Consider the following 20,680-nt stretch of genomic DNA (forward strand, 5'->3'; position numbering starts at 1 on the left):
GCAAACCGCTTATTTCATCCTCAGAAAAATCGGGCTACGCTAAGGGTTAACAACGTTTAGTCGTAGTCGTTATGTGGCCTGCTCAGATGCGTCGGCAACAGCTCTCTATATTGACCTTGGGCGATCCGCAGCTGCGGCAACTGGCCTTGCCCGTGATCAATATTGACGATCGCCTCCAACAGTTAATCAACAACTTAATCTGGACGGCGGAGAAGACCAACGGAGTGGGCATTGCCGCTCCTCAGGTCGGTGAGTCTTTACAGCTCTTTATCGTGGCGTCTTATCCCAACCTGCGATATCCCCATGCGCCGCGGATGGAACCAACGCCGATGATCAACCCGCGCATCATTGCCCACTCTGATGAACAAGTCCCAGGCTGGGAAGGGTGCCTGAGCGTACCGGATCAACGCGGACAGGTCGATCGCTGGCGCGAAGTCGAGGTGGAATATTGCGATCGGCGCGGCCATCTTCAGCGACGAATATTCACTGATTTTGTCGCTCGCATTTTTCAGCACGAACTTGACCACCTCAACGGCACCGTCTTTGTCGATCATGTGGCTGATGCCGCAGAGCTGCTAACGGATGCCGAATACTTCGCCCAACTAGACAGCATACCCGCCATCACTGACATATCCCATACCTGATGACCCAGGGTGCGAGCCATGAGCACCTGGTGGATCGAACAGCCCTACTTTCTGGGGAGTCACAATCCGACCAACCGAGAACTGGCTCGGCTCAGGGAAGCGGGATTCACCGTGCTCATTTCTTTGTTGCAAGAAAGTGAGCAAACACCACGCTATGACGTTGCTTATGCCCAAGCCCTCGGGTATGAGCGCTACACCTTTCCAGTCCAAGATTTTGCGTCACCCACCCCAGAGCAGCTAGAGCAATTTATCGCGTTGGTAAATCAACGCACCTCCGGCGTAAAGATGCTGCTGCACTGTGAGGGTGGTAGTGGCAGAACGGGGACTTTTGCAGCGACTTACTGGGTCGCCAAGGGCATGACGGCGGCAGACGCGATCGCACATATCCGCCAAGCTAATCCCCATGCGGTGGAAACCGCTGAGCAACAAGCGGTAATCGCCAAGTATGAGCAGCAACTCTGAACTCTAAAGCAAGACTCAACGTGTACTGCGACTGGCTGACCTGCTAACAGTTCGTGATTGTCCTGTATTCTGAGTGAGGTTTGGGCAACTTGAGGCAGCATCTATGGCATGGCAGCGTCCTGATGGTCGACAGGCAAACGAACTGCGACCCGTCTCCTTTGAGCTGGATTTCACAAAATTTGCCGCCGGTTCGGTGCTGACTCGCTGTGGCCACACTCAAGTGCTGTGCACAGTTTCGATCACGGACGGGGTGCCACCGTTTCTGCGCGATTCGGGGCGCGGGTGGCTGACGGCAGAGTATCGCATGTTGCCAGGAGCGACACCCGAACGCCAGCGTCGGGAACTGATGAAGCTGTCGGGACGCACGCAAGAAATTCAACGGTTGATTGGCCGGAGTTTGCGATCGACCCTTGATTTTGAAGCGTTAGGGGAACGCACCATTACTGTCGATGCCGACGTATTGCAGGCGGACGCAGGCACTCGTACCACGTCAATTACTGGCGGCTATGTCGCGCTCAAACACGCTTTGACCAAACTGGTGGCGTCAGGAGAATTGGCCCAGTTGCCATTGGTGAACGAAGTCGCAGCCATTTCTGTCGGGATTGTCGAGGGCGAAGCGTTGTTGGATCTCAAGTATGAGGAAGATGTCGCAGCGGCAGTGGACTGTAATGTGGTGCTGAATGGCCAGCTCGACATTATTGAAGTGCAAGGTACGGCGGAAGAAAGGAGTTATTCGCGATCGCAACTTAATCAACTGCTGGACTTGGCAGAGTCCGGGATTCAAGATTTGCTGGCCCAACAGCGTCAGCTATTTGCAAATTAATCTTGTTATCAAAACGTGACTTGCAACCTTGAAAACAGATGGCGCGAGGAAATTTAGCGATCGCTGACCGCCGCCTGAAAGAACGCATTATTGCCGGATCCTTCCTCTCGCTCTAATCGGCTAAATCTATCTCAATAATTTGCCTGTAAAGAATTTCAAGGATCTGCGACCGAGAACCGAAGGATCCTTATTGGTGCCAGATAAATCTCGTACTATAGTGAAAGTCTTACCTGCTACTTTGTGCTTCGCAACAGTTTCGTACGGCACAAATTGGCCAAAATTCTGCCCACTTAAGCGTGTGTGTTCACAAATTCCATGACAACTTCTGTTAAAGCACTTGATAACGTTACAACTCAACGGGTAACTGGTGGATTTGCTCTAATCGACAGCCTACAGCGTCATGGTGTCGAGCATATTTTTGGCTACCCAGGCGGGGCCATTCTGCCAGTGTATGACGAGCTTTACAAAGCAGAACAACGGGGGGGCATTCGCCATATTCTGGTGCGGCATGAGCAGGGCGCGTCCCATGCCGCCGATGGCTATGCCCGCGCCACTGGCAAAGTGGGCGTTTGCTTTGGCACCTCTGGACCAGGCGCGACCAACCTAGTGACCGGAATTGCCACCGCCGCGATGGATTCGATTCCGATGGTCGTGATTACGGGCCAGGTGCCGCGCCCCGCGATCGGCACCGATGCGTTTCAAGAAACGGATATTTTTGGCATTACGCTGCCCATCGTCAAGCATTCCTACGTGGTGAGATCGCCCAAAGACATGGCGCGTGTAGTCGCAGAAGCGTTCTACATTGCCCAGAGTGGGCGTCCAGGACCAGTGTTGATCGACGTGCCCAAGGATGTCGGAGTTGAAGAATTTGACTACATTCCGGTAGAGCCAGGGGATGTGCACTTGCCAGGATTTAAGCCCACAGTAAAAGGGAATCCTCGGCAGATTGATCATGCCATTCGCCTCCTGCGCCGCGCCAAGCAGCCTCTCTTATACGTTGGCGGTGGAGCCATCACTGCCGGAGCCCACGCCGAAATTCAAGAACTGGCGGAGTATTTCTCGATTCCCGTCACCACAACGCTGATGGGCAAAGGGGCGTTTGACGAGCATCATCCCCTCTCGGTCGGCATGTTAGGCATGCATGGCACTGCCTATGCGAACTTTGCCGTGAGTGAGTGCGACCTGTTGATTGCCGTCGGAGCCCGCTTTGACGATCGCGTCACTGGCAAGCTAGACGAATTTGCCTCCCGTGCCAAAGTGATTCATATTGATATCGACCCGGCAGAGGTCGGCAAAAACCGCATTCCCAATGTGCCAATCGTGGGCGATGTGCGCCGCGTACTGCAAACGTTGCTCAGCCGCTTGCACGAAGCCAATAAACCGGGCAGTGCTGAACAAACTCAGGCATGGCGCGATCGCATTCAGCGCTGGCGAGAAGATTATCCCCTGGTGGTGCCCACCTACGACGACATGATTGCGCCCCAAGAGGTGATTGTCGAACTCTGTCGCCAAGCACCGCAGGCTTACTACACTACCGACGTCGGTCAACACCAGATGTGGGCCGCTCAGTTTCTCAAAAATGGCCCCCGCCGCTGGATTTCCAGTGCAGGCTTAGGCACCATGGGCTTTGGTATGCCTGCGGCGATGGGCGTGCAGGTGGCTCACCCAGACGAAGTGACCATTTGCATCAGCGGCGATGCCAGCTTTCAAATGAATCCCCAAGAGTTGGGAACGTTGGCGCAATACGGCATCAATGTCAAAACCGTCATTATCAACAACGGCTGGCAAGGGATGGTGCGCCAGTGGCAGCAGACCTTCTATGGTGAGCGCTACTCCTCATCCAACATGCAGTCGGGGATGCCCGATTTTGAAATGCTGGCGCGGGCCTATGGTGTCAAAGGCATTGTGGTGGAGCATCGGGCTGACTTGGAGCAGGCGATCGCAGATATGCTGGCCCATGACGGCCCTGTCCTCATGGATGTTCACGTTCGCAAAGACGAAAACTGCTACCCCATGGTGGCTCCCGGCAAGAGCAATGCGCAAATGCTGGGACTGCCGCAAAAATCACCCGATGTGCAGACCATTGAGCTGATGTATTGCAGCAACTGTGGGGCCAGAAACCCCTCCAGTCATAGCTTTTGCCCTGAGTGCGGCACTAAGCTGTAAATTGCTAAACCTCCGCTCTTAGTCAGGGCACAGTACACCACTCCAATGGGAGAGTTAAACATGATTAGCTCTCCCATTTTGCATTATTCTTTGGTGCAAGCTTGCAGGCGATTCCGGAGTCATTCAGGCAAAAGTGGCTCAACCCCAGGCTAGGGCTAAGGCTCAGATGATTCTCCGCCGCCATCTGCTGATAGTAGTTGTAATCGCACCATATGTGAGAGTGGGCTGTCGGCATCACCCAGCTGCACTTCTAGAGTTTGGCTGGTCAATGGTTCCAAGTGGTTTAATAACTGGCGCAGATGGGGAGTGCTGGCACCACTATCGACGTAGACTCGTTCCGCCAGTTTATTCATCTGTGTCCATGAGCTGTACAGCTTAGCTGCGGCCTGTTCGAGTTGCGAGGCCTGCTTGACCAAATCAGCAGTGGCGTTGAGGCAACCAATCCTCAAGGCTTCTTCGAGAGCCTGCTCCAAATCGAGATCGTCGCTATTAAGAGCTTGCACCTGCACAGCGGCTTCCAGATATTTAGCTAAATAGCGGGCTTCAGCCGTGACCTGTTTTAACGTGTCGATATCAGGATTGAGGGTGATCTCGGTCTTTAGGGTTTCCTGATGCGGCGGCGGCAGCTTTTGCATTTCTTTGACGAGAGGAGCCAAATAACGGGTCGGAATCGTATTGTTAGCGGCTTTTTCCTTGAGTTCTGTAGGCAACAAGTCAGAACTCATCGCGGTCCACTCGTCAGAGATTTGCCGCACTTCACGCCGGGTAATGTGTTCGCCTCGTTGGGCCGCATCGCTGACCAACTGCTGCACCTCAGGGGCCGATTGCGCCGTCTCGACAAACGCCCGTTTGCTGAAATTATTGACAGATTGAGGCTCTAGCATCCCCTCTTGCAGCAAGGTATCGGCGCTATCAGCGAGTTCGATCAGTGAGTAAGCCTGACTTTTGGTGATTTCACGGTCTTTCAGCCAGTTCAGAAAGCCGGTGCCACGCCCATCGCCACCACGTTTCTCGCGATCGCGCACCGTCCGTAAAATCCGCCCCCGCCAGATATCCGTTTGCAAATCAAAGCGATCGCATACCTGCCACGCAGTTTCAATTTGTTGCTGAAACTCGTACTCCGAAAGATTTTCGTCTTCAGGGCTAGGCAGTTGAAATGAGAGATCGGTGCTGGGATCGAGGGCCGCAGTAATTTGGTCAGCAGCAGGGTGAGAGGCAGCGTTCATAGACTCAGAAATAACGGCACAGGGTCAACATTCTCCCACGAGCATGAGCTGATCACGCATTTAACCGCGAGGATCGCAGCGGCAAGCAGAGGTGAGCTCCCCCAGCCATCATGAAAACAACTGCAAGCTCATACCTAATTCCGTTAGCAAATCTCGTTGCCGGAGGGCGCATAGTCATGCATCCCGGTAACTTTCCTGAATTGATGCAGGAGTACTAAGTTCGGATCCGGAGTCAGCAATCAAACGTTCAACTAAAAGTCCCCTCACTGCCACAGCAGCAAGGGGACTTTAGAACGACATCGCCAACAAGTGACAAATTACTTGCGGAGAGATTCATATACGAGAAAGGGCTCTGACTGAGACCCAGCATCACGACTCTCATGTTGATGCTTGAACGATTTAGTCACTACTTTACGAATCATATTAGGGAGCGTCAGTGGCCAGATTGCTGCGGCAAAGACAATGAATAACCACGCCTGTGGATCATCTTTGCGGGCACAATCATCTTGCCCAAAGACATATGCGACAAAGCTGAAGGTTAGTAAGGCGGTGACTGAATAAATCAACATGGCTAGTGCTGGCTTCTCAAAGATGAACGGTGAGTTGAGCGTGAGCAGACGAGATCTCAATTCAGAGAACCAAAGACTCATAACCAACTAGAAAGGTTGCTAAAGTCTCGCCCTGACATAAACAGCTTTTCTGTTATATGTATGCACTAATTTAATTGATCAAGCAATTAGGTCTCGTCCGTTGAAATGCGGAAAGAATTTATAACCACCGGGCTGCGCTCATCTTGACTCTACGAAGGATCACTGAACTCTTCTCAAACCGCAACTACAGATAGATCGTGTAGTCTTGGCTTAAGTACAATGCTCGCTCTGCCTTGCGTCGCCGTTCTAACCCCGGTAGAAATTGACCGCCCGCATAGACCCAGCGTAAAAATTCATTCGCTGCTCCAGCAAAGTCACCAGCATTGTGTTTACGCAGTAGGGTAGAGTCGCGAAACGCACCCAGACCAACATTGAAGGCAAAAGACACCATCGCCGAAAACTGATCGGAGTTGGTGGCGATAGTAACGCCTCGGGTTACACCGGCCTCAAATAAATCCAGATCGCGCCGCAAAATTTGATCAGCCTCGGCTTCGGTAATTACCATGCCGGGATAAACGTCGGGCGGTCCTGCCATTGAGGTATGTCCATAACCAATCGTCCAAATACCGACAGAGTCTTGATAGGCTTGCAGCCTCAGTCCTTCAAAGCTTTTGACGATGATGATGCCGTCTTCATTAATTTGCCCCGGCGGGGGCGCTGGCTTATCGGGAATGGGTTCGGGTTCGGGATAGCCAGTGCCCTGGGAAAAAGTGATCGCAGTAGGCCCGTCGGGGCGCATGAGCCATTGCTCTAGCGCGGCAGTATTGACGACTTGTTCTAAAGGGTTAGTGGTTGACGGATATTTGGTCAGGCGCGAAATCCAATAGCCGCCCTGCATCAGATAAAACGCTTTGTCAGTTTCTTTAATCCAAGTACCCATGGTTCTGCTTTCCCTAATATCCGTAATCCCAACGAGCGCGATAGCCGCGCATATCGATATGCGTAAATACCGAGGAGCTGGCTAAGCCGCCGCGATTGCCCCACCACGGATCCAGGTCAGCAAACACATCGAAGGGATGGATGCCTGGCACGACAAAGTCGATCGCATCCCCCGTCAGATGCCGAGATTGGGAAGCCCCGCCAACAGCCGCATTAGTGACGGGATCGCGATACCAAGAGTTGATGCGAATCGGTCGGTTGCCATAACGACGACGGATATCTTCCATCACGCGGGCCATGTCGAGAATGTTGTAAACCACACCCGCATTGCTAGGACGACGGTAGAAACCAGTCGCAGGGTCAGCATGGAGTGCTTCACCCCAGGTAAAGTTACCGGGTTGGCCAAACTGGTTGGTCGGATGAATGGGGTTATTTGAATAATAAACGCCGTTAAAGCCGGGGAATTGCATCGCAATGCCGCGATCGCCTGGTGATTGCCCTCCACTGCTGGGATTGCTGTCATCCGGGCGATTGCCAATTTCTGTCCCCGAAATCTTGATGTCCGGCAAAAAGCAGTACCAAGTGTTGCGATTTTCTGGCCCTAAAAATGCTCCTTGCAACGCCACTCGCACATGCATATCAGCCGGTTGCAGGTAGGAATTTAGCAAAAAGACTGTCTTGTTTCTAACGAATACCTTTTCATTAGCAGGCAACTGCGAAGACTGTATCGTCTTGGTTTTGAAAATGGTGTCATTCACTGTCTCCAGCGTTTGGCGCTGGCCCAAAATTTTGACATCTGGTGTGTAGGCATACCACGTTGTCCGCTGGTTTGGCCCCAAAGAAGCATCCGCCAGCTCAATTTTGGTGTGGTTACTAGCCGCCGGTTCAAAGCTGAGTAACCGCATCTGGGTGCCATTTTTGACAAAAACTTTGGCTTCCGGTGGCAAGTCAATCGACAACTTTGGCTCAGTTTTGAACAGGGTATCGCTAGTCACCGTTAACAAGATACGAGTCAACAGTTCGATATGGGGCACATACACATACCAACGAGTCGTTTGGCGATCGCCAATCGTCGGCTCTAACAGTTCAATTTCCCAGTGGCTGTTGCCCACATTGGTGTAGTACTGAATGTCAAACGTTTGCCCCTTATCCACAAACACTTTTTCCTTATCGGTCAACTGACTCGAATCTTTCAGAGCCAGCTTGAAAAAAGTATCCGCAGTCGTCCGAATTTGCATTCCCCGCAGTTCGGGAATTGGTGGCGGCTTGGAGGGCTCATCCGGTTTCGGTTCGGGCTCCGGCGCACCCGTCCCCACCGCAATCGTCATAGCACCTGGCTTGTCAGGACGTTGAAACCACCCCTTCATCGTGGAAATATTTGCCACTTCTTCTAAGGGATTCGTCGATGAAGGCTGTTTATAAATCGCATCAATGTAGTAATTGCCATCCATCAAATAGACCGCTTTGTCGGTCTCCTTAATCCAGGTGCCCATGCTGGTCTTCTCCTTCATCAGACAGCATCACGCGATCGCCCCAAAGGACAGATCAAGTTGCGCCGTAGCATCCCACAGGGTGAAACTGTCTCATTATGTCTCTACATGGCAAAAGCAGAACCTGTTCACAATGCAAAAACTCAGGAAATCGCAAAATTGCACCTTAAGACCAGCACCATGGTGCTCTTTTGATATCAGCATGGTGAATTTAGCAAACAAGTCAGCATCCTGTGCTTTTGTCTGACTCCACAACGCATCCCAGCTAGGAGGCTATGTCAATGTTTCACTCTATTGCACCCAGATAGGCACAAAGACAGTCTGAAGGAGGCAAGAAACGTCATGGTGCACACTTGATATGAGAACCCTGATTAGAAGGACTGAAGCTTGAGCAAAAAGTCCTAGATACAAGAGTCGTACAAGTTCTGTAGAAGCACTTGTCACGCTATGGAGAGTGCGATCGCTTATTGCATTCTGCACATGCCTAGCAAACCAGGCGTATGCATGAGCATCACTACCTAACCTCCCGCAGGTAATGAGAATGATGGATGAGGCTTAATATTGACTCAAAATCTTTGAAAACTATTTTTCAGGAAAGCTTCTCAGCCTCAAGACAAATTATCGTCTCAATTATTGTGATAAGAGACACAAGTTTGGGCCGAAATCACTTTTCTAAAAGGGAACTCTTCGTAAAGCGTACTACCTCGCCACAAATTATGGCCTTCTGCCGAGAGGTAGAAGGTCTCTAAATCTCTAGCCATATTCTCAAGCATCTCGTCACAAAGATGATCGGTATCGCTTTGGGAACACGGACCTTGAACCAGCCCTTTTTGCAGATAAAACACTTTCTTTAGAGTAGCTTTGTGGGCGTCCGTTCTATCACCTTCCACCACAATATCTAAGCAATGAATAGAGCGGCCACCCTGACGTAAAAACTTATGAATGCCTCGATAAACACTATCCAGATCCACCAATGGAATATGCTCTAGCACCGAAATAGAGTAAATGCCATCAAAACTAGCGTCCTCATATCCTTGCAAATCATCACTAAAATAACTCCTAGTGAATTTAACATTGGGAAATTGTTGTTTGTAGGCCTCGTATTCTGTGGGCCCATTACCAGCCCCTTCATATGGATCGACAATTGTCACATCGTACCCAAGCTCAGCTAACATACCTGCGGCCAAAGGCACACCTCCACCAATCTCTAAGAGCCTACTCCCAAGAGGAAGAGTTCCCAGTACAGCCTTGACCGTCCAAGCTCGTTGAACATTTTTAAGATCACCATTTAGATGACAGATTTGAGGTAAGTGATCAGAGCTATCACAAAAGTCACGCACTAATGCGTAGTCCAGTTCTGCAAACTCTTTTTGACTATATCGATCGATCAAGTCACGCTTAGACGACTCATCTAAAAATTTCACAGGTGCCGCTGGTTTAATCACTTGTTTCATCTTCCTAGCAGTCGGCAGCAGCTTTTTTAGATTCATAGAACTTTCTACCATGGTTATGTACGAATACAGAAATGCAGTTTTAGCTAACGATTTGTCGGAATCTTATCATATTAGCTAGGAGAATTTTTATTCCCTTGCTTCACCGATAGAGCCAGACAAGTTCTAAAATAGATTTTTTCAATCTATTTTTTCAATCTTTCAAATCCAGGCTAAATGTAATCAACACATCAACCTGTTAGTATCTCGTCATAAGAAATTTTAAGGCTGAGTCTGAGCTTGATAGAAATGAAACAACTTACTCGCATTAATCGACCAGTCTAAATAAGCGTTAGAAAAGTCTACCGCACCGGCACCTAGGCAACTTCTCAGATCTGCATCAGCCATTAACAACTTAACGGTTTCGACGATGCTAAGCGCATCTACAGTAGGAAGAACCACGGCTTGCTCCATAGATTTTGTAAACCGCCCAATATTCGTTTCAGGCAAAATAACTGGCTTACCCATCGCTAAAAACTCAGGGAGTTTAGACGGTAAACGATAATCGTTGAAAGCGTCTCTCTTACCCGGTTGAACTAGAATATCGGCTAAGGCGAGAATGTTGGCGATCGCTGCATGATTTTCTACATATCCCAACTCGATAGAATATTTTTTAGCCCACTGGCTATCTGCTCCCAAAAAGTCATGAAAATCTTGTCCTGTGCGAATTAATATCGTTGGATGCCCCTCACGATTGAGCATCGCTACGGCTAGATAAAGGCTCCTCACCTCACAGGCATTAGCCGCGTGAACGTTACCGGTGTAACAAAGGACGGTGCAATTAAGGGGCACTCCTAGCTTTGCGGCCAGAGTTTGATCGCGATCGCGAGGAAAGAATATCGTTTTGTCGACACCAGGCCAAAGAATTGAATATGGCACATGGGGTGGCACAAATTCTTGCAAGCGATCGATAATGATCGTAATGCCATCAGCAAGGTTCAGAAATTGCTGATAACGGACAGGATGCGATAAATGACTTGGAAAGTGAGATTCGTCAGCTGCTGAGAGTTCTTGAAGTGATTGATGAGTATTTTTTTGAAGAATTAACTCTTCATTGTCCTCTAAATGAATGAATAGCTTGAAAGAATATAGACTCCTGAGCTTTTCACAAAAAATTCGCACTATTTCACGTGGAGTCCAGGCATGAACGATGTCTGGTCCTTGGCCATTCTTATAGATTTTTTGTAGCGAACTTATCTCATCAAACTCGATGGTCGTATACTGCCTCTCTCCTAACGAAACGACAGTCTCTTTTTGATTAGGAACAGCAACGACACACTCCAGACCATAGGTAGTTAATTGATTAGCAAAATTATGAACATGGATAGCGCTGTTCGCCCTAAAGTTGTGATACAGAACAAACAGAATGTTTTGCATTACGTAACCTTAATGGAGTAGTCGAAACGATCAAGCGCGAAACCAGGATTGTAAAAAGGATCGCCAGCTTCAATGTAGTCTTGCCACTGATCCAGTAAGAAATAGCGATCCACCAAATCATAATACTCTTTGCGCGTTGCCGATTCATGATGAATCAACGTCGCCTCCGGGACAACGATATTACGTTTTCCCAAGTGTAGGAGCCTCATGCAAAGATCAGCATCTTGGTAGTGGTGAAAGTAATGCTCGCTGAAGCCTACTACTGCATTAAAATCTTGGTTTTTCACCATCATGCAGGCAGCAGTCACGGCAGAAACCTCACGGGCACATACAAGCGAGCCAGCATACCCATCTGCCCCGACCGGAAATCCCCGCATAATATGGTCAGCGGTCCCCCTAATGCCCATGACTACCCCAGCATGTTGCACAGTATGGTTCGGGTACAAAAGTAACGCGCCAGCGGCACCAACATCAGGCTGTTCTGCATAATAGAGTAAGTTTTGTACCCAATCTTTAGCGACTATTTCAGTATCATTATTCAGAAATATCAAGTAATCACCTTGTGCGTACTGAGCGCCTAAATTATTGGCTTTTGAATAGTGAAAAGGATAGGGAAATAATAAGCGTTTGATCGGATATTCTTGCATGAGCTGCAACGCTTTAGGATCACTCGTTTCGTTATCAACTATTACAACTTCAAAATTAGGGTAAGTAGATACAGCAAAGAGACTATTGAGGCAACGTTCCAGATGATGGGGCGCATCTTTAGTGGGGATGATAATGCTCACAAGAGGGTAAGTATCTTTGACCGCAGGCTGGAGTTTGATGCGGTGATTGCCGAGTTGTTGGGCCGTAGCCGGTAAAGCTAGACGCTTTAAATGAGCATTAACGGCTGCTTGCTGTAGCTGCTCAATTTTTGGTTTAGCCCTTACATCCGCAGCTATGCTACCTGGAATTTTGCGCCAATGATAAAGCACTTCCGAAATATGACCGACTCGCAAGGCGGACTCTGAAAGACGTAGCGCTAATTCATAATCCTGAACACCGTCGTATTGGCTATCAAGTCCGCCGAGGTCTAAGACATGTTGCTTGCGAACACATAATAGGTGACCCACATACATGACTCCCCGCAAGTATTCTGGCGACCAGTCAGGCTTTAAAAAAGGCTCAATATAGTACTGACCGGAACCATCGATTTTGTCTTCATCAGAGTAAACAAAATCGAAACCTTTTTCTAACTCTTGGAGTGAGCGCTCAATGGCATGGGGCACTAGCGTGTCGTCGTGATCCAGAAAACAGACATATTGGCCATAAGCCATATCCAAGGCTTTATTGGTAGCGGCGCTAATACCCCCAGAAGTTTGAAATGCCACTCGGATTCTAGGATGTTTTTGGGTGAGTTGAGTGAGAACAGTACGAATATCTTCTGCAGAAGATCCGTCATCTACCAGGCACCATTCCCAAGCATGAGAAGTTTGGTTAAGTACGCTCAAAACAGTTTCAACAAACCAATCTAGAGAGGAGTTATACGTGGGAGTCAGAATACTGATAATTGGAGGATCATCAATTGGAATAGAAGCACTATGGGCAATCAGAAGAGGATCTAAGATTTGCCGAAATTGCTCAGTTGTAAGATTTTGATAGGAGGCTGAAAACGTTTCGGATGGTGTGCGTTGAGGCTGACTGACTTCGGCGTAGCGCAGTCGCTTAATTGTACGCTGGGATAATGACTTTGTACGCTGGGATAATGACTTTACCTTATGCTTAAGCAGACTGGGAGAAGTACTGTAGCTAACCAGGGACTTAAATTTAGAGGCCAATTTGCTAAATTGACTTGGTTGGGGAAGATTAGGCATTGTCTGATCTATCTACAGGTTATCTCTAGACTTTTTATATTTTTGAAGGTCGTATTTCAAAAGGTTTGAATAGGGTAATCACTTACCCAAGCTAACCTCAGATCATCCATTAAGACTCTATCGTTAAACGTTCTGGCAAGCCAGATACACTGGAGTGCAAAGCTTAAGACATTGAACGACGATCACCTCTTTGCCCAACAAATCGGAAATTTTGAGCGCAGCCAATCAGGTTGCAGCCAATCAGGTTAATGATGTCTAGCATCAGTACAGCTTGCCAGGGAGTAGGCTCGCTTTGTAGCCAATCCCCGGTCAGAGGGTGCGGTGACCGAGGCCATCTGAAATCGCCTGCTCAGACGCCTCTCCTTGCCTGAAATTTGGTCTTTGAACAAGATTGCACTGGGCTAGTAAGCAACGATCGCATTCACTCTTTGCCGCATATTTTACCCCTTTCAAGACTGTCAAACTTAGAGACGGGGCTAGGGTCACTCTCTCAGACAGTCGGCATTATTGAGGCTGCCATCAGGCATGATGGTGCGGCAAAACGTGGCGTCTTCAAAGGTAGAGCGGTTGATGATGGCGCGGCGTAGATTGGCCTCGGTCAGGTCAGCGCCGTCGAAATTGCTGCGGACCAAGCGTGCCCGTGAAAAATCCGCCCCTTGCAAATTGGCGTTAGTCGCATCGGTACGCAAAATATAGGCTTCGGTCAGGTCAGCGGCTTGCAGGTTAGCACTAGCCAGATTGGCGGTGGTAAAACTGGCCTTGATCAGAACAGCGGCGGAGAGGTCAGCAGCGGCCAACTGAGCGCCAGTGAAATTTGTCTCAGGGGCGATCGCTCCCATCAGATCCGCCCTTTGCAAATCCGTTTCAGTCAGATCCGCAAAAGCTAGACGAGCGTCCGACAAATTACTTTCCACCAGTGTTGCGGCTGTCAAGTTGGTCTGAGTTAGAACAGCGGCTTGCAAATTGGCCTGAGTCAAATCAGCCCCTTGCAAGTTAGCGTTGCGCAAGACCGCATCCTGGAGATTGGCATTTTGCAAGTTAGCCCGGGTGAGGCTAACCCCGGCAAGTTGCAAGCCAGAAAGCGCAGCTCCGGCGAGATCACAGCCATTACACTGCCGTGAAACGAGCAGTTGCTGCACTGGGTTAAGCGTGTCCGCCATGCTGGCCAGAGCACTGCCGATTGTTGCTTGGGCCAAAATCATCGTCGCGATCGCCCATTTGCCCCATCTGCCCATGCGATTTCTAGTCTGCCTCAGTAGACGAAGTTGAAGAGTTTACACAACCCAGCGTTCAACTTTCGGATTTACTTCTACAATATCAGCACATTCTGGGGACCTAGCGGGTGACGCATCGCCCCTGACGATGACTGGCTACTCGACTCTAGGATGGGAACGGTATCCCTCTGCGGTCGATAGGGGGTTGCCAGTTAATTTTGGCGCAGAAATCGCCAATCTTTTGTACACGTCTGTTGCGGACCTTCACATTTGTTATGGCGCGATCGTCTGTTCAGCCTCAATCGACCCTCGGTCGTCCTCAAACTAAAGTTCGCCTGCCGCTGGGCTGGTTTTGGCCCCTCTTTTGGAGCGGCCTGATGGTCGGATCAGGCATTTTTGGCCTGTGGGCACTGGCCTGGTTAACTCGGATTCCGCCCCTACCCGATTGTGATGAGGTCACTGCGGTCAGTGCCGATGGCGATCGCCTGATCTGTGCCCAATCCGCTTTGCGGGTGGGTAGCGCCAAAAGTTTGATCCAAGCCGTCCAGTTATCGGCCCACTACAGTCCGACCCATCCGTTCTATGTCGAAACTCAGCCCGTGCTGGTGGAATCATCCGAGCGACTGCTCGACAAAGCCACGCAAAAAATGCATGAGGGCGACCTCGAAACCGCCACCGAGTGGGCCAGCCAGATTCCCCTCGACACGCCGCTCCGCGACGCTGCCCAAAGCAAAATTTGGGACTGGCAGCAGGAATGGAAGCAGGGTCAGGAACTCGAAAATTCCATTGAGCAAGCCATTGCTGCGCGAGATTGGAGCGCCGCTGATAATGCTTTGCGGCAGCTGAAACTGCTGTCGAGTGATTATTGGGTCGGCACCCGCCATAGCGAATTGCAACAGGCCAAACAGTTAGAAGCTACCGCTTGGACGCAGCTGGAACAAGCGCGGGGGCTCGCGAACACGGGTAATCCCGACAATTTGGGGCAAGCGCTGGTCATCGCTCAGCGCATTAATCTCACCAGTCAAGCCTGGCACGAAGCGCAGGAAGAGGTAGACCGCTGGAGTCAAAACCTGTTGCTGTATAGCTTCCAGCGATGGGAACTAGGCGATGTGGAAGGGGCGATCGCGGCGGTGCAGAAAGTGCCCCCCGACCCTAGCCTTGCCCCCGAAGCCCAAGACCTGATTAAGTTCAGCCATGCGACCCGTTTAGCCCAGCAGGCTCAACAAGACAGTCCCGGCTATTTGCAACTTTTCCAATTGATGGAAGCCATTCGCGCTGCCGAACACATTCCTGAAAAAAGTAGCTTTTACGAAGCAGCACAGACCTCAATGGCCGCGTGGCAAGCGGAACTCGAAGATCTGCAAACCCTGAAATTTGCCAACAACGTCGCGAGTCTGCGCCAGGGTTGGGCCTATGACTATGCCTCAGATCTAGCGTGGCAGGTGGAACTAGAGCGGCCCCGACGTTTGCAGGCGCAAACATTGATTGCCCACTGGCAAGACGAAATCGAACGCATTCAAGATCGGCCCTTCTTGATGCGGGCGCGAGCCTTGGCGCAAAAAGCCACCATTCCCGCCTTAGAATCGGCGATCGCCGAAGCGCGAAATGTCGCCCTGGGTCGAGCCTTACGCATCGATGCTCAGACCCTCATTGCCGACTGGCTCGACCAAATTGAAATCATCCAAGATCAGCCGATTTTGACCGAAGCGAATCAACTCGCCGGCGAAGACCAATTGCGAGAGGCGATCGCCATAGCAGAACAAATTCAAGGCGATCGGGCACTGCATGGGCAGGCGCAAGCCATGATCAAAGATTGGACGCGCACCATCCAAATCGAAGAAGATGGCCCCATCTTAGAAAAAGCCAAATCGCTGGCCTACAGTGGCTCGCTCACCGCCGCCATTGACCTCGCAGCCCAGATTGCTCCGGGTCGGGCGCTCTATGGTGATGCTCAAAACGCTATTGAACTGTGGGAAGCTGAAAGGGCTTATATTTGGAAGCTAGAGGCAGAGGAAGCGGCGGCAGAAGCAGCCGCCGAAGCCGATCCGCCCGATACCTTTGATACCCCTGGGAATGCTCCCAATGGTGAACCCATGACTCAGCCTCCTCCGCCCCCCATCGGCAACTAGCCATCAGCAAACGGTATGACCGCGTCTCCCATCAATCTGTTTCTTGTGGACGAAGATCCCGTCTTTCGGCTGGGGTTGAAGATTTGGCTAGAGCAGCGGGCTGATTTTACCGTCGTGGGAGAAGCGTCGGACAGAAGTGCGACGCTGACGACCTTAAGTGAATTGCAGGCCGCTGCTACGAGCAGTGCCACTGACGCCGGTATCAGTACCCCCTCTCCCGCAGTCGACTTGGTGGTGATTGATTTAGGTCTGGGTCAAGACCAACCCGACCAAGTCATGGGTCTGGAGCTGTGCAGCGAAATCAAACAACAGTTTCCAGAACTGGCGGTCTTAATTTTGAGTGCGCAAACGGCCCCCGTGCTGCAAGCCGCCGCCCAGCAAATGGGGGCAGACGGCTTTGGCACACGGGATCTACCAGTGCGAGACCTGGCACGACTGATCGTACAAACGGCGCGACCCGCTCCGGCGGTGGCTCCTGAGGCGAGCAGCGATATCGTCTTGCCTAAAGTTTTGGAAGGCCCGATCGCTTATCTTAATCGCACCTCAATTGAACAGATTGACGCTGCCATGACCGACATCGAGCAAGTGGCCCAAGAGCAGTTGTCGTATTGGTATCGGCTGGTGCTGGCGGGCAAATACCGCGAGCTGCGAGCAGCACGGTGGCTGGTGCAGCGCATGTTGCCCGTGCGGGGGACGAGCGCTAGCCCGACTCAGTCCATGCCGCCCTTAAACGAAATGGTGCAGACGTCTACTAACGGCTCCCAAACTCCTTTTATCTCCCCAGCGGCCTTGGCAGATGCGGCCAGTCGGGCGATCGCGCGTCAGCGGCCCCTCGTCCCCGTGGCGGTTGGCGATGTGCGATCGCGGGTTTGCGAGGCCGTCTTTCTCAAACTCCAGTTTCCCCTCGATAATCGTAGCGATGTGCCACTAGAAATTGACATTTTGCGGCCCGATAAAACGCGCGAACTGCTGTACACCGTGCTGCGATCGTTTGAGACCCTGTTGGATGATTTGCAGCGGGCCAACATTCTGCCCGGACAGCTTGAGGATCAATTCCCCACCTTACTGCGCGATCTGTGGAATAACGTCACGGTGGACTTTTTTGGGCGGTATTACACCCCTGCCGCCGACGGCATCGAGCAGCCCATGGTGGTCGTGCTACAGCAGGATGAGGCGATCGTCGATACCGCGATTCTGGCTAAAATTCCCGATGTGACGACGCTGCTGGCTCATCTCCTATTCCAAGCGCCGATCGAAATTGCAGGCGCATCTTACATGGCAACCACCCCCGAAGCTCTGCGCCGCAGCCAATTTTTGCTAGAAAATCTCTTGATTCAAGTTGCCTGCGCCGTAATGCAGCCTGTGCTCAACCACTATCCCGATGTGGAAAACTTGAAGCGCAGCCTCTATCAGCGCCGCATCATTTCCACCCGCGACATTACCCGCTTTCGTAATGAGCTGTCGTGGCGTTACCGCTGGGACGAATTGGTCAATGAGCCCAAAGCCATGTTTGAAAGCGAGTATCGGCTCTTTGCGATGACCCCCAATGGGCTGCAAACCCATACGATTTACGCCCCCCGCCAAACAGAGTTGGAATCCCTCTCGGGTTTGAAATATGCGCTGACCTTTGCGCTGGAGGCGAGGGATGCGATCGCCCCCCGCGTCAGAGCCGCCATTTCCCTAGCTGGCAGCACCGTGGTCTTTGTGCTTACCGAAGTCATTGGGCGCGGTATTGGCCTCATCGGGCGCGGCATCGTCAAAGGCGTCGGCAACACCTGGCAAGACATTCGCCTACGGCAGCGACAGCAGGATGAACCCTAAGCAATGGTGGCAGGGTGAAAAGATGATCGGGTAGATGCACCCTAGAGTTGCCTGTTGCATTGCTGCTGGATAAGTGACGTGATCAAGCCGTCACTCAGGGGACGGGTCCCCTCTGTTGGTGCTAACGGTACTGAGAAAACGATGCAAGGGACTCGTCCCCTTGGGATCGTTGGAGAAACATAGAGGCGTGATGGATGGACAGCATGAAAAAACCGCCGCTCTCTTCAACGAGAGCAGCGGTTTAGGCAAGGTTAATTAACCTGCTGAGGCAAAATCATCGACCTAGTAGTCGAAGTCGCCGCCCATGCCAGCGCCAGCGCCAGCACCAGCACCATCTTTCTCAGGCTTATCAACCACGATGCACTCGGTGGTGAGCACCATGCCCGCGATGGAAGCCGCATTTTGCAGCGCCGAACGAGTCACCTTAGCAGGGTCAACGATACCGGCTGCAATCATGTCTACAAACTCACCATTAGAGGCGTTGTAGCCCACGTTGAACTCTTTCTCTTTGACGCGCTCGGCGATGACTGCACCATTCTGGCCAGCATTCTCAGCGATGCGCTTCAGGGGCGCGGTCAGGGCACGAGTCACGATTTGCGCACCGATCAGTTCTTCACCAGTAAGGTTGCTGGCAGACCAAGCTTCCAACTGAGGAGCGAGGTGAGCCAAAGTCGTACCGCCACCGGGAACGATGCCTTCTTCCACCGCTGCTTTAGTCGCGTTGATGGCATCTTCTAGACGCAGTTTGCGATCCTTCATTTCGGTTTCGGTCGCTGCACCCACTTTGATGACTGCGACACCACCGGAGAGCTTGGCTAAGCGCTCTTGCAGCTTCTCTTTGTCATAGGAAGAATCAGTTTCTTCGATTTGACGGCGGATCTGCTCACAACGCGCCTTCACTGCCGCTTCGTTACCTTCGGCGACGAGGGTGGTGTTGTCTTTGGTGATGGTGATGCGACGGGCTTGACCCAGCATGTCGAGCTTGGCGCTCTCTAGCTTGAGACCAGTGTCTTCGCTGATGACTTGACCGCCAGTGAGGACAGCCATATCTTCGAGCATGGCCTTACGGCGATCGCCAAAGCCAGGCGCTTTCACAGCAGCCACGTTCAGCACACCGCGCAGACGGTTGACCACAAGGGTAGCCAGGGCTTCCTTCTCGATGTCTTCAGCGATGATCATCAAGGGCTTGCCCGCACGAGCCACCTGCTCAAGGACGGGCACCAAGTCTTGGATCAGGGTGATCTTCTTGTCGGTGAGCAGAATGTAAGGCTCGTCGAGGACGGCTTCCATACGCTCAGTGTCGGTGGCGAAGTAGGGAGAGATGTAGCCTTTGTCGAAGCGCATCCCTTCGGTGACTTCCAGCTCGGTCGTCATGGACTTGCCTTCTTCCAAGGAGATGACGCCTTCGCGGCCCACCTTGTCCATGGCTTCGGCAATCATGGCCCCGACTTCTTCATCGTTACCAGCCGAGATAGTACCGACTTGGCTGATGGCGCTGGAATCCTTAACCGGATTCGCCAGCTTAGCGATTTCGTCAATCAGGTAAGCAGTGGCCTTCTCAACACCGCGCTTCAGAGCGATCGCATTCGCCCCAGCCGCCACGTTGCGCAGACCTTCTTTCACCATGGCGTGAGCCAAGACGGTAGCCGTGGTGGTACCGTCACCAGCGGCGTCGTTAGTTTTGGAAGCGGCCTGACGAATCAAAGAAACGCCAGTGTTCTCAACGTTGTCTTCCAGTTCGATTTCTTTTGCGATGGTGACCCCGTCATTGACGATTTGAGGTGCACCAAACTTCTTTTCCAACACGACGTTGCGGCCTTTGGGGCCAAGAGTCACGCCGACGGCCTCAGCCAGCATGTCCATGCCTTTCTCGAGGGCGCGGCGGGCGTCTTCGTTATAAATAATGCGCTTTGCCATGAGTTGTAATCCTTTCCTGCGAGGAGATGTGAGTAAATGAAAGTTTGGAAGCGAGCAGATAGGTCTGGGGTTTGGGGGTTAGGTCTGAGGTTGCAGACTTGGGGTTTGGGGTCTGGGGACCGCGATCGCCCGTCACCGATTACCCACTACCTAACACCTAGTCCCTAATTCCCTAGTCCCTAACCCAAAGATGCCAGGATGTCCTTTTCCGAAAGCAAAACGTACTCGTCGCCACCTAACTTGATGTCAGTGCCTGCGTACTTGGAATAAAGCACCTTGTCACCGGGCTTTACTTCAGGGGCCTGACGGCTACCGTCTTCGTTACGCTTGCCAGGGCCAACAGCGGTGATTTCACCGACTTGAGGCTTTTCTTTAGCCGTGTCGGGCAAAAGGATGCCGCCGGCGGTAGTCTCTTCAGAAGCGCTGACCTTAACCAAAACGCGATCGCCCAGGGGAGTCACGCTGGACGCACTCAAAGTAATAGCTGCCATTACAAATTCTCCAGAATCGCTAACACTGAGGTGAATTTGTGCTTG

At 51.5% G+C, this 20,680-nt stretch carries 15 protein-coding genes; 6 read left to right on the forward strand and 9 right to left on the reverse strand.

From position 1 onward, the window contains the following. The first annotated feature begins 71 nt into the window (after positions 1 to 71). The 4 genes from def (at position 72) to ilvB (ending at position 4,095) form a co-directional block, all read left to right on the forward strand. Positions 72 to 644 (forward strand): peptide deformylase, encoded by a 573-nt coding sequence (gene def, locus DYY88_RS06715; protein WP_236146330.1) that lies wholly within the window; start codon positions 72 to 74, stop codon positions 642 to 644. 18 nt (positions 645 to 662) lie between these two features. Beyond that, positions 663 to 1,106, forward strand: coding sequence for a protein-tyrosine phosphatase family protein (locus DYY88_RS06720; RefSeq protein ID WP_039726118.1), 444 nt, complete (start codon positions 663 to 665; stop codon positions 1,104 to 1,106). Between the two features lie 103 nt (positions 1,107 to 1,209). Further along, positions 1,210 to 1,929 carry a ribonuclease PH gene (rph, locus tag DYY88_RS06725; protein ID WP_039726119.1) on the forward strand — a complete coding sequence of 240 codons (720 nt, stop codon included), beginning with the start codon at positions 1,210 to 1,212 and terminating at the stop codon, positions 1,927 to 1,929. Positions 1,930 to 2,244: 315 nt separating this feature from the next. After that, on the forward strand, positions 2,245 to 4,095 hold the full coding sequence (ilvB, locus tag DYY88_RS06730) for a biosynthetic-type acetolactate synthase large subunit (protein WP_039726120.1): 1,851 nt from the start codon (positions 2,245 to 2,247) through the stop codon (positions 4,093 to 4,095). Between the two features lie 155 nt (positions 4,096 to 4,250). Here ilvB and DYY88_RS06735 read toward each other — a convergent pair whose 3' ends face one another. From DYY88_RS06735 to DYY88_RS06765, 7 genes are all read right to left on the reverse strand, one after another. After that, on the reverse strand, positions 4,251 to 5,321 hold the full coding sequence (locus tag DYY88_RS06735) for a hypothetical protein (RefSeq protein ID WP_039726121.1): 1,071 nt from the start codon (positions 5,319 to 5,321) through the stop codon (positions 4,251 to 4,253). Between the two features lie 834 nt (positions 5,322 to 6,155). Then, positions 6,156 to 6,851: a lysozyme gene (locus DYY88_RS06740; RefSeq protein WP_052288301.1), complete on the reverse strand. Its 696-nt coding sequence runs from the start codon at positions 6,849 to 6,851 to the stop codon at positions 6,156 to 6,158. Positions 6,852 to 6,864: 13 nt separating this feature from the next. Beyond that, positions 6,865 to 8,343 carry a D-Ala-D-Ala carboxypeptidase family metallohydrolase gene (locus DYY88_RS06745; protein ID WP_039726123.1) on the reverse strand — a complete coding sequence of 493 codons (1,479 nt, stop codon included), beginning with the start codon at positions 8,341 to 8,343 and terminating at the stop codon, positions 6,865 to 6,867. Between the two features lie 623 nt (positions 8,344 to 8,966). Then, positions 8,967 to 9,845, reverse strand: coding sequence for a class I SAM-dependent methyltransferase (locus tag DYY88_RS06750; RefSeq protein ID WP_044151110.1), 879 nt, complete (start codon positions 9,843 to 9,845; stop codon positions 8,967 to 8,969). A 207-nt stretch (positions 9,846 to 10,052) separates the two neighbouring features. Beyond that, positions 10,053 to 11,207: a glycosyltransferase family protein gene (locus DYY88_RS06755; protein WP_039726126.1), complete on the reverse strand. Its 1,155-nt coding sequence runs from the start codon at positions 11,205 to 11,207 to the stop codon at positions 10,053 to 10,055. After that, a complete protein-coding gene (locus DYY88_RS06760) occupies positions 11,207 to 13,063 on the reverse strand; it encodes a glycosyltransferase family 2 protein (RefSeq protein WP_072041308.1) in 1,857 nt (618 codons plus the stop codon). Before DYY88_RS06760 ends, DYY88_RS06755 begins: the two co-directional genes overlap by 1 nt. Before the next feature lie 482 nt (positions 13,064 to 13,545). Then, on the reverse strand, positions 13,546 to 14,298 hold the full coding sequence (locus DYY88_RS06765) for a pentapeptide repeat-containing protein (protein ID WP_052288303.1): 753 nt from the start codon (positions 14,296 to 14,298) through the stop codon (positions 13,546 to 13,548). A 254-nt stretch (positions 14,299 to 14,552) separates the two neighbouring features. Here DYY88_RS06765 and DYY88_RS06770 point away from each other — a divergent pair, with 254 nt between their 5' ends. Together DYY88_RS06770 and DYY88_RS06775 are read left to right on the forward strand one after the other, a co-directional pair. Continuing rightward, complete coding sequence (locus tag DYY88_RS06770; RefSeq protein WP_039726127.1) at positions 14,553 to 16,406, forward strand: hypothetical protein; 1,854 nt, start codon at positions 14,553 to 14,555, stop codon at positions 16,404 to 16,406. 15 nt (positions 16,407 to 16,421) lie between these two features. Further along, complete coding sequence (locus DYY88_RS06775) at positions 16,422 to 18,227, forward strand: DUF3685 domain-containing protein (protein ID WP_039726128.1); 1,806 nt, start codon at positions 16,422 to 16,424, stop codon at positions 18,225 to 18,227. 282 nt (positions 18,228 to 18,509) lie between these two features. Here the strand turns inward: DYY88_RS06775 and groL are convergent, their stop codons facing one another. After that, entirely contained in the window at positions 18,510 to 20,144 is a 1,635-nt protein-coding gene (groL, locus tag DYY88_RS06780; protein ID WP_039726130.1) for a chaperonin GroEL, read from the reverse strand. Between the two features lie 179 nt (positions 20,145 to 20,323). Beyond that, positions 20,324 to 20,635 carry a co-chaperone GroES gene (gene groES, locus DYY88_RS06785; protein ID WP_039726131.1) on the reverse strand — a complete coding sequence of 104 codons (312 nt, stop codon included), beginning with the start codon at positions 20,633 to 20,635 and terminating at the stop codon, positions 20,324 to 20,326. Positions 20,636 to 20,680 lie beyond the last annotated feature (45 nt).

Origin of the sequence: Leptolyngbya iicbica LK (assembly GCF_004212215.1) — a bacterium.
GTDB classification, from domain to species: domain Bacteria; phylum Cyanobacteriota; class Cyanobacteriia; order Phormidesmidales; family Phormidesmidaceae; genus Halomicronema; species Halomicronema iicbica.

Coding starts and splice junctions, on each gene's coding strand:
- groL (WP_039726130.1), bottom strand. CDS start 20,144: ATGGCAAAGCGCATTATTTATAACGAAGACGCCCGCCGCGCCCTCGAG.
- DYY88_RS06755 (WP_039726126.1), bottom strand. CDS start 11,207: ATGCAAAACATTCTGTTTGTTCTGTATCACAACTTTAGGGCGAACAGC.
- DYY88_RS06775 (WP_039726128.1), top strand. CDS start 16,422: ATGACCGCGTCTCCCATCAATCTGTTTCTTGTGGACGAAGATCCCGTC.
- DYY88_RS06740 (WP_052288301.1), bottom strand. CDS start 6,851: ATGGGTACTTGGATTAAAGAAACTGACAAAGCGTTTTATCTGATGCAG.
- DYY88_RS06770 (WP_039726127.1), top strand. CDS start 14,553: ATGGCGCGATCGTCTGTTCAGCCTCAATCGACCCTCGGTCGTCCTCAA.
- ilvB (WP_039726120.1), top strand. CDS start 2,245: ATGACAACTTCTGTTAAAGCACTTGATAACGTTACAACTCAACGGGTA.
- DYY88_RS06765 (WP_052288303.1), bottom strand. CDS start 14,298: ATGGGCAGATGGGGCAAATGGGCGATCGCGACGATGATTTTGGCCCAA.
- def (WP_236146330.1), top strand. CDS start 72: ATGTGGCCTGCTCAGATGCGTCGGCAACAGCTCTCTATATTGACCTTG.
- DYY88_RS06760 (WP_072041308.1), bottom strand. CDS start 13,063: ATGCCTAATCTTCCCCAACCAAGTCAATTTAGCAAATTGGCCTCTAAA.
- groES (WP_039726131.1), bottom strand. CDS start 20,635: ATGGCAGCTATTACTTTGAGTGCGTCCAGCGTGACTCCCCTGGGCGAT.
- DYY88_RS06750 (WP_044151110.1), bottom strand. CDS start 9,845: ATGGTAGAAAGTTCTATGAATCTAAAAAAGCTGCTGCCGACTGCTAGG.
- rph (WP_039726119.1), top strand. CDS start 1,210: ATGGCATGGCAGCGTCCTGATGGTCGACAGGCAAACGAACTGCGACCC.
- DYY88_RS06735 (WP_039726121.1), bottom strand. CDS start 5,321: ATGAACGCTGCCTCTCACCCTGCTGCTGACCAAATTACTGCGGCCCTC.
- DYY88_RS06745 (WP_039726123.1), bottom strand. CDS start 8,343: ATGGGCACCTGGATTAAGGAGACCGACAAAGCGGTCTATTTGATGGAT.
- DYY88_RS06720 (WP_039726118.1), top strand. CDS start 663: ATGAGCACCTGGTGGATCGAACAGCCCTACTTTCTGGGGAGTCACAAT.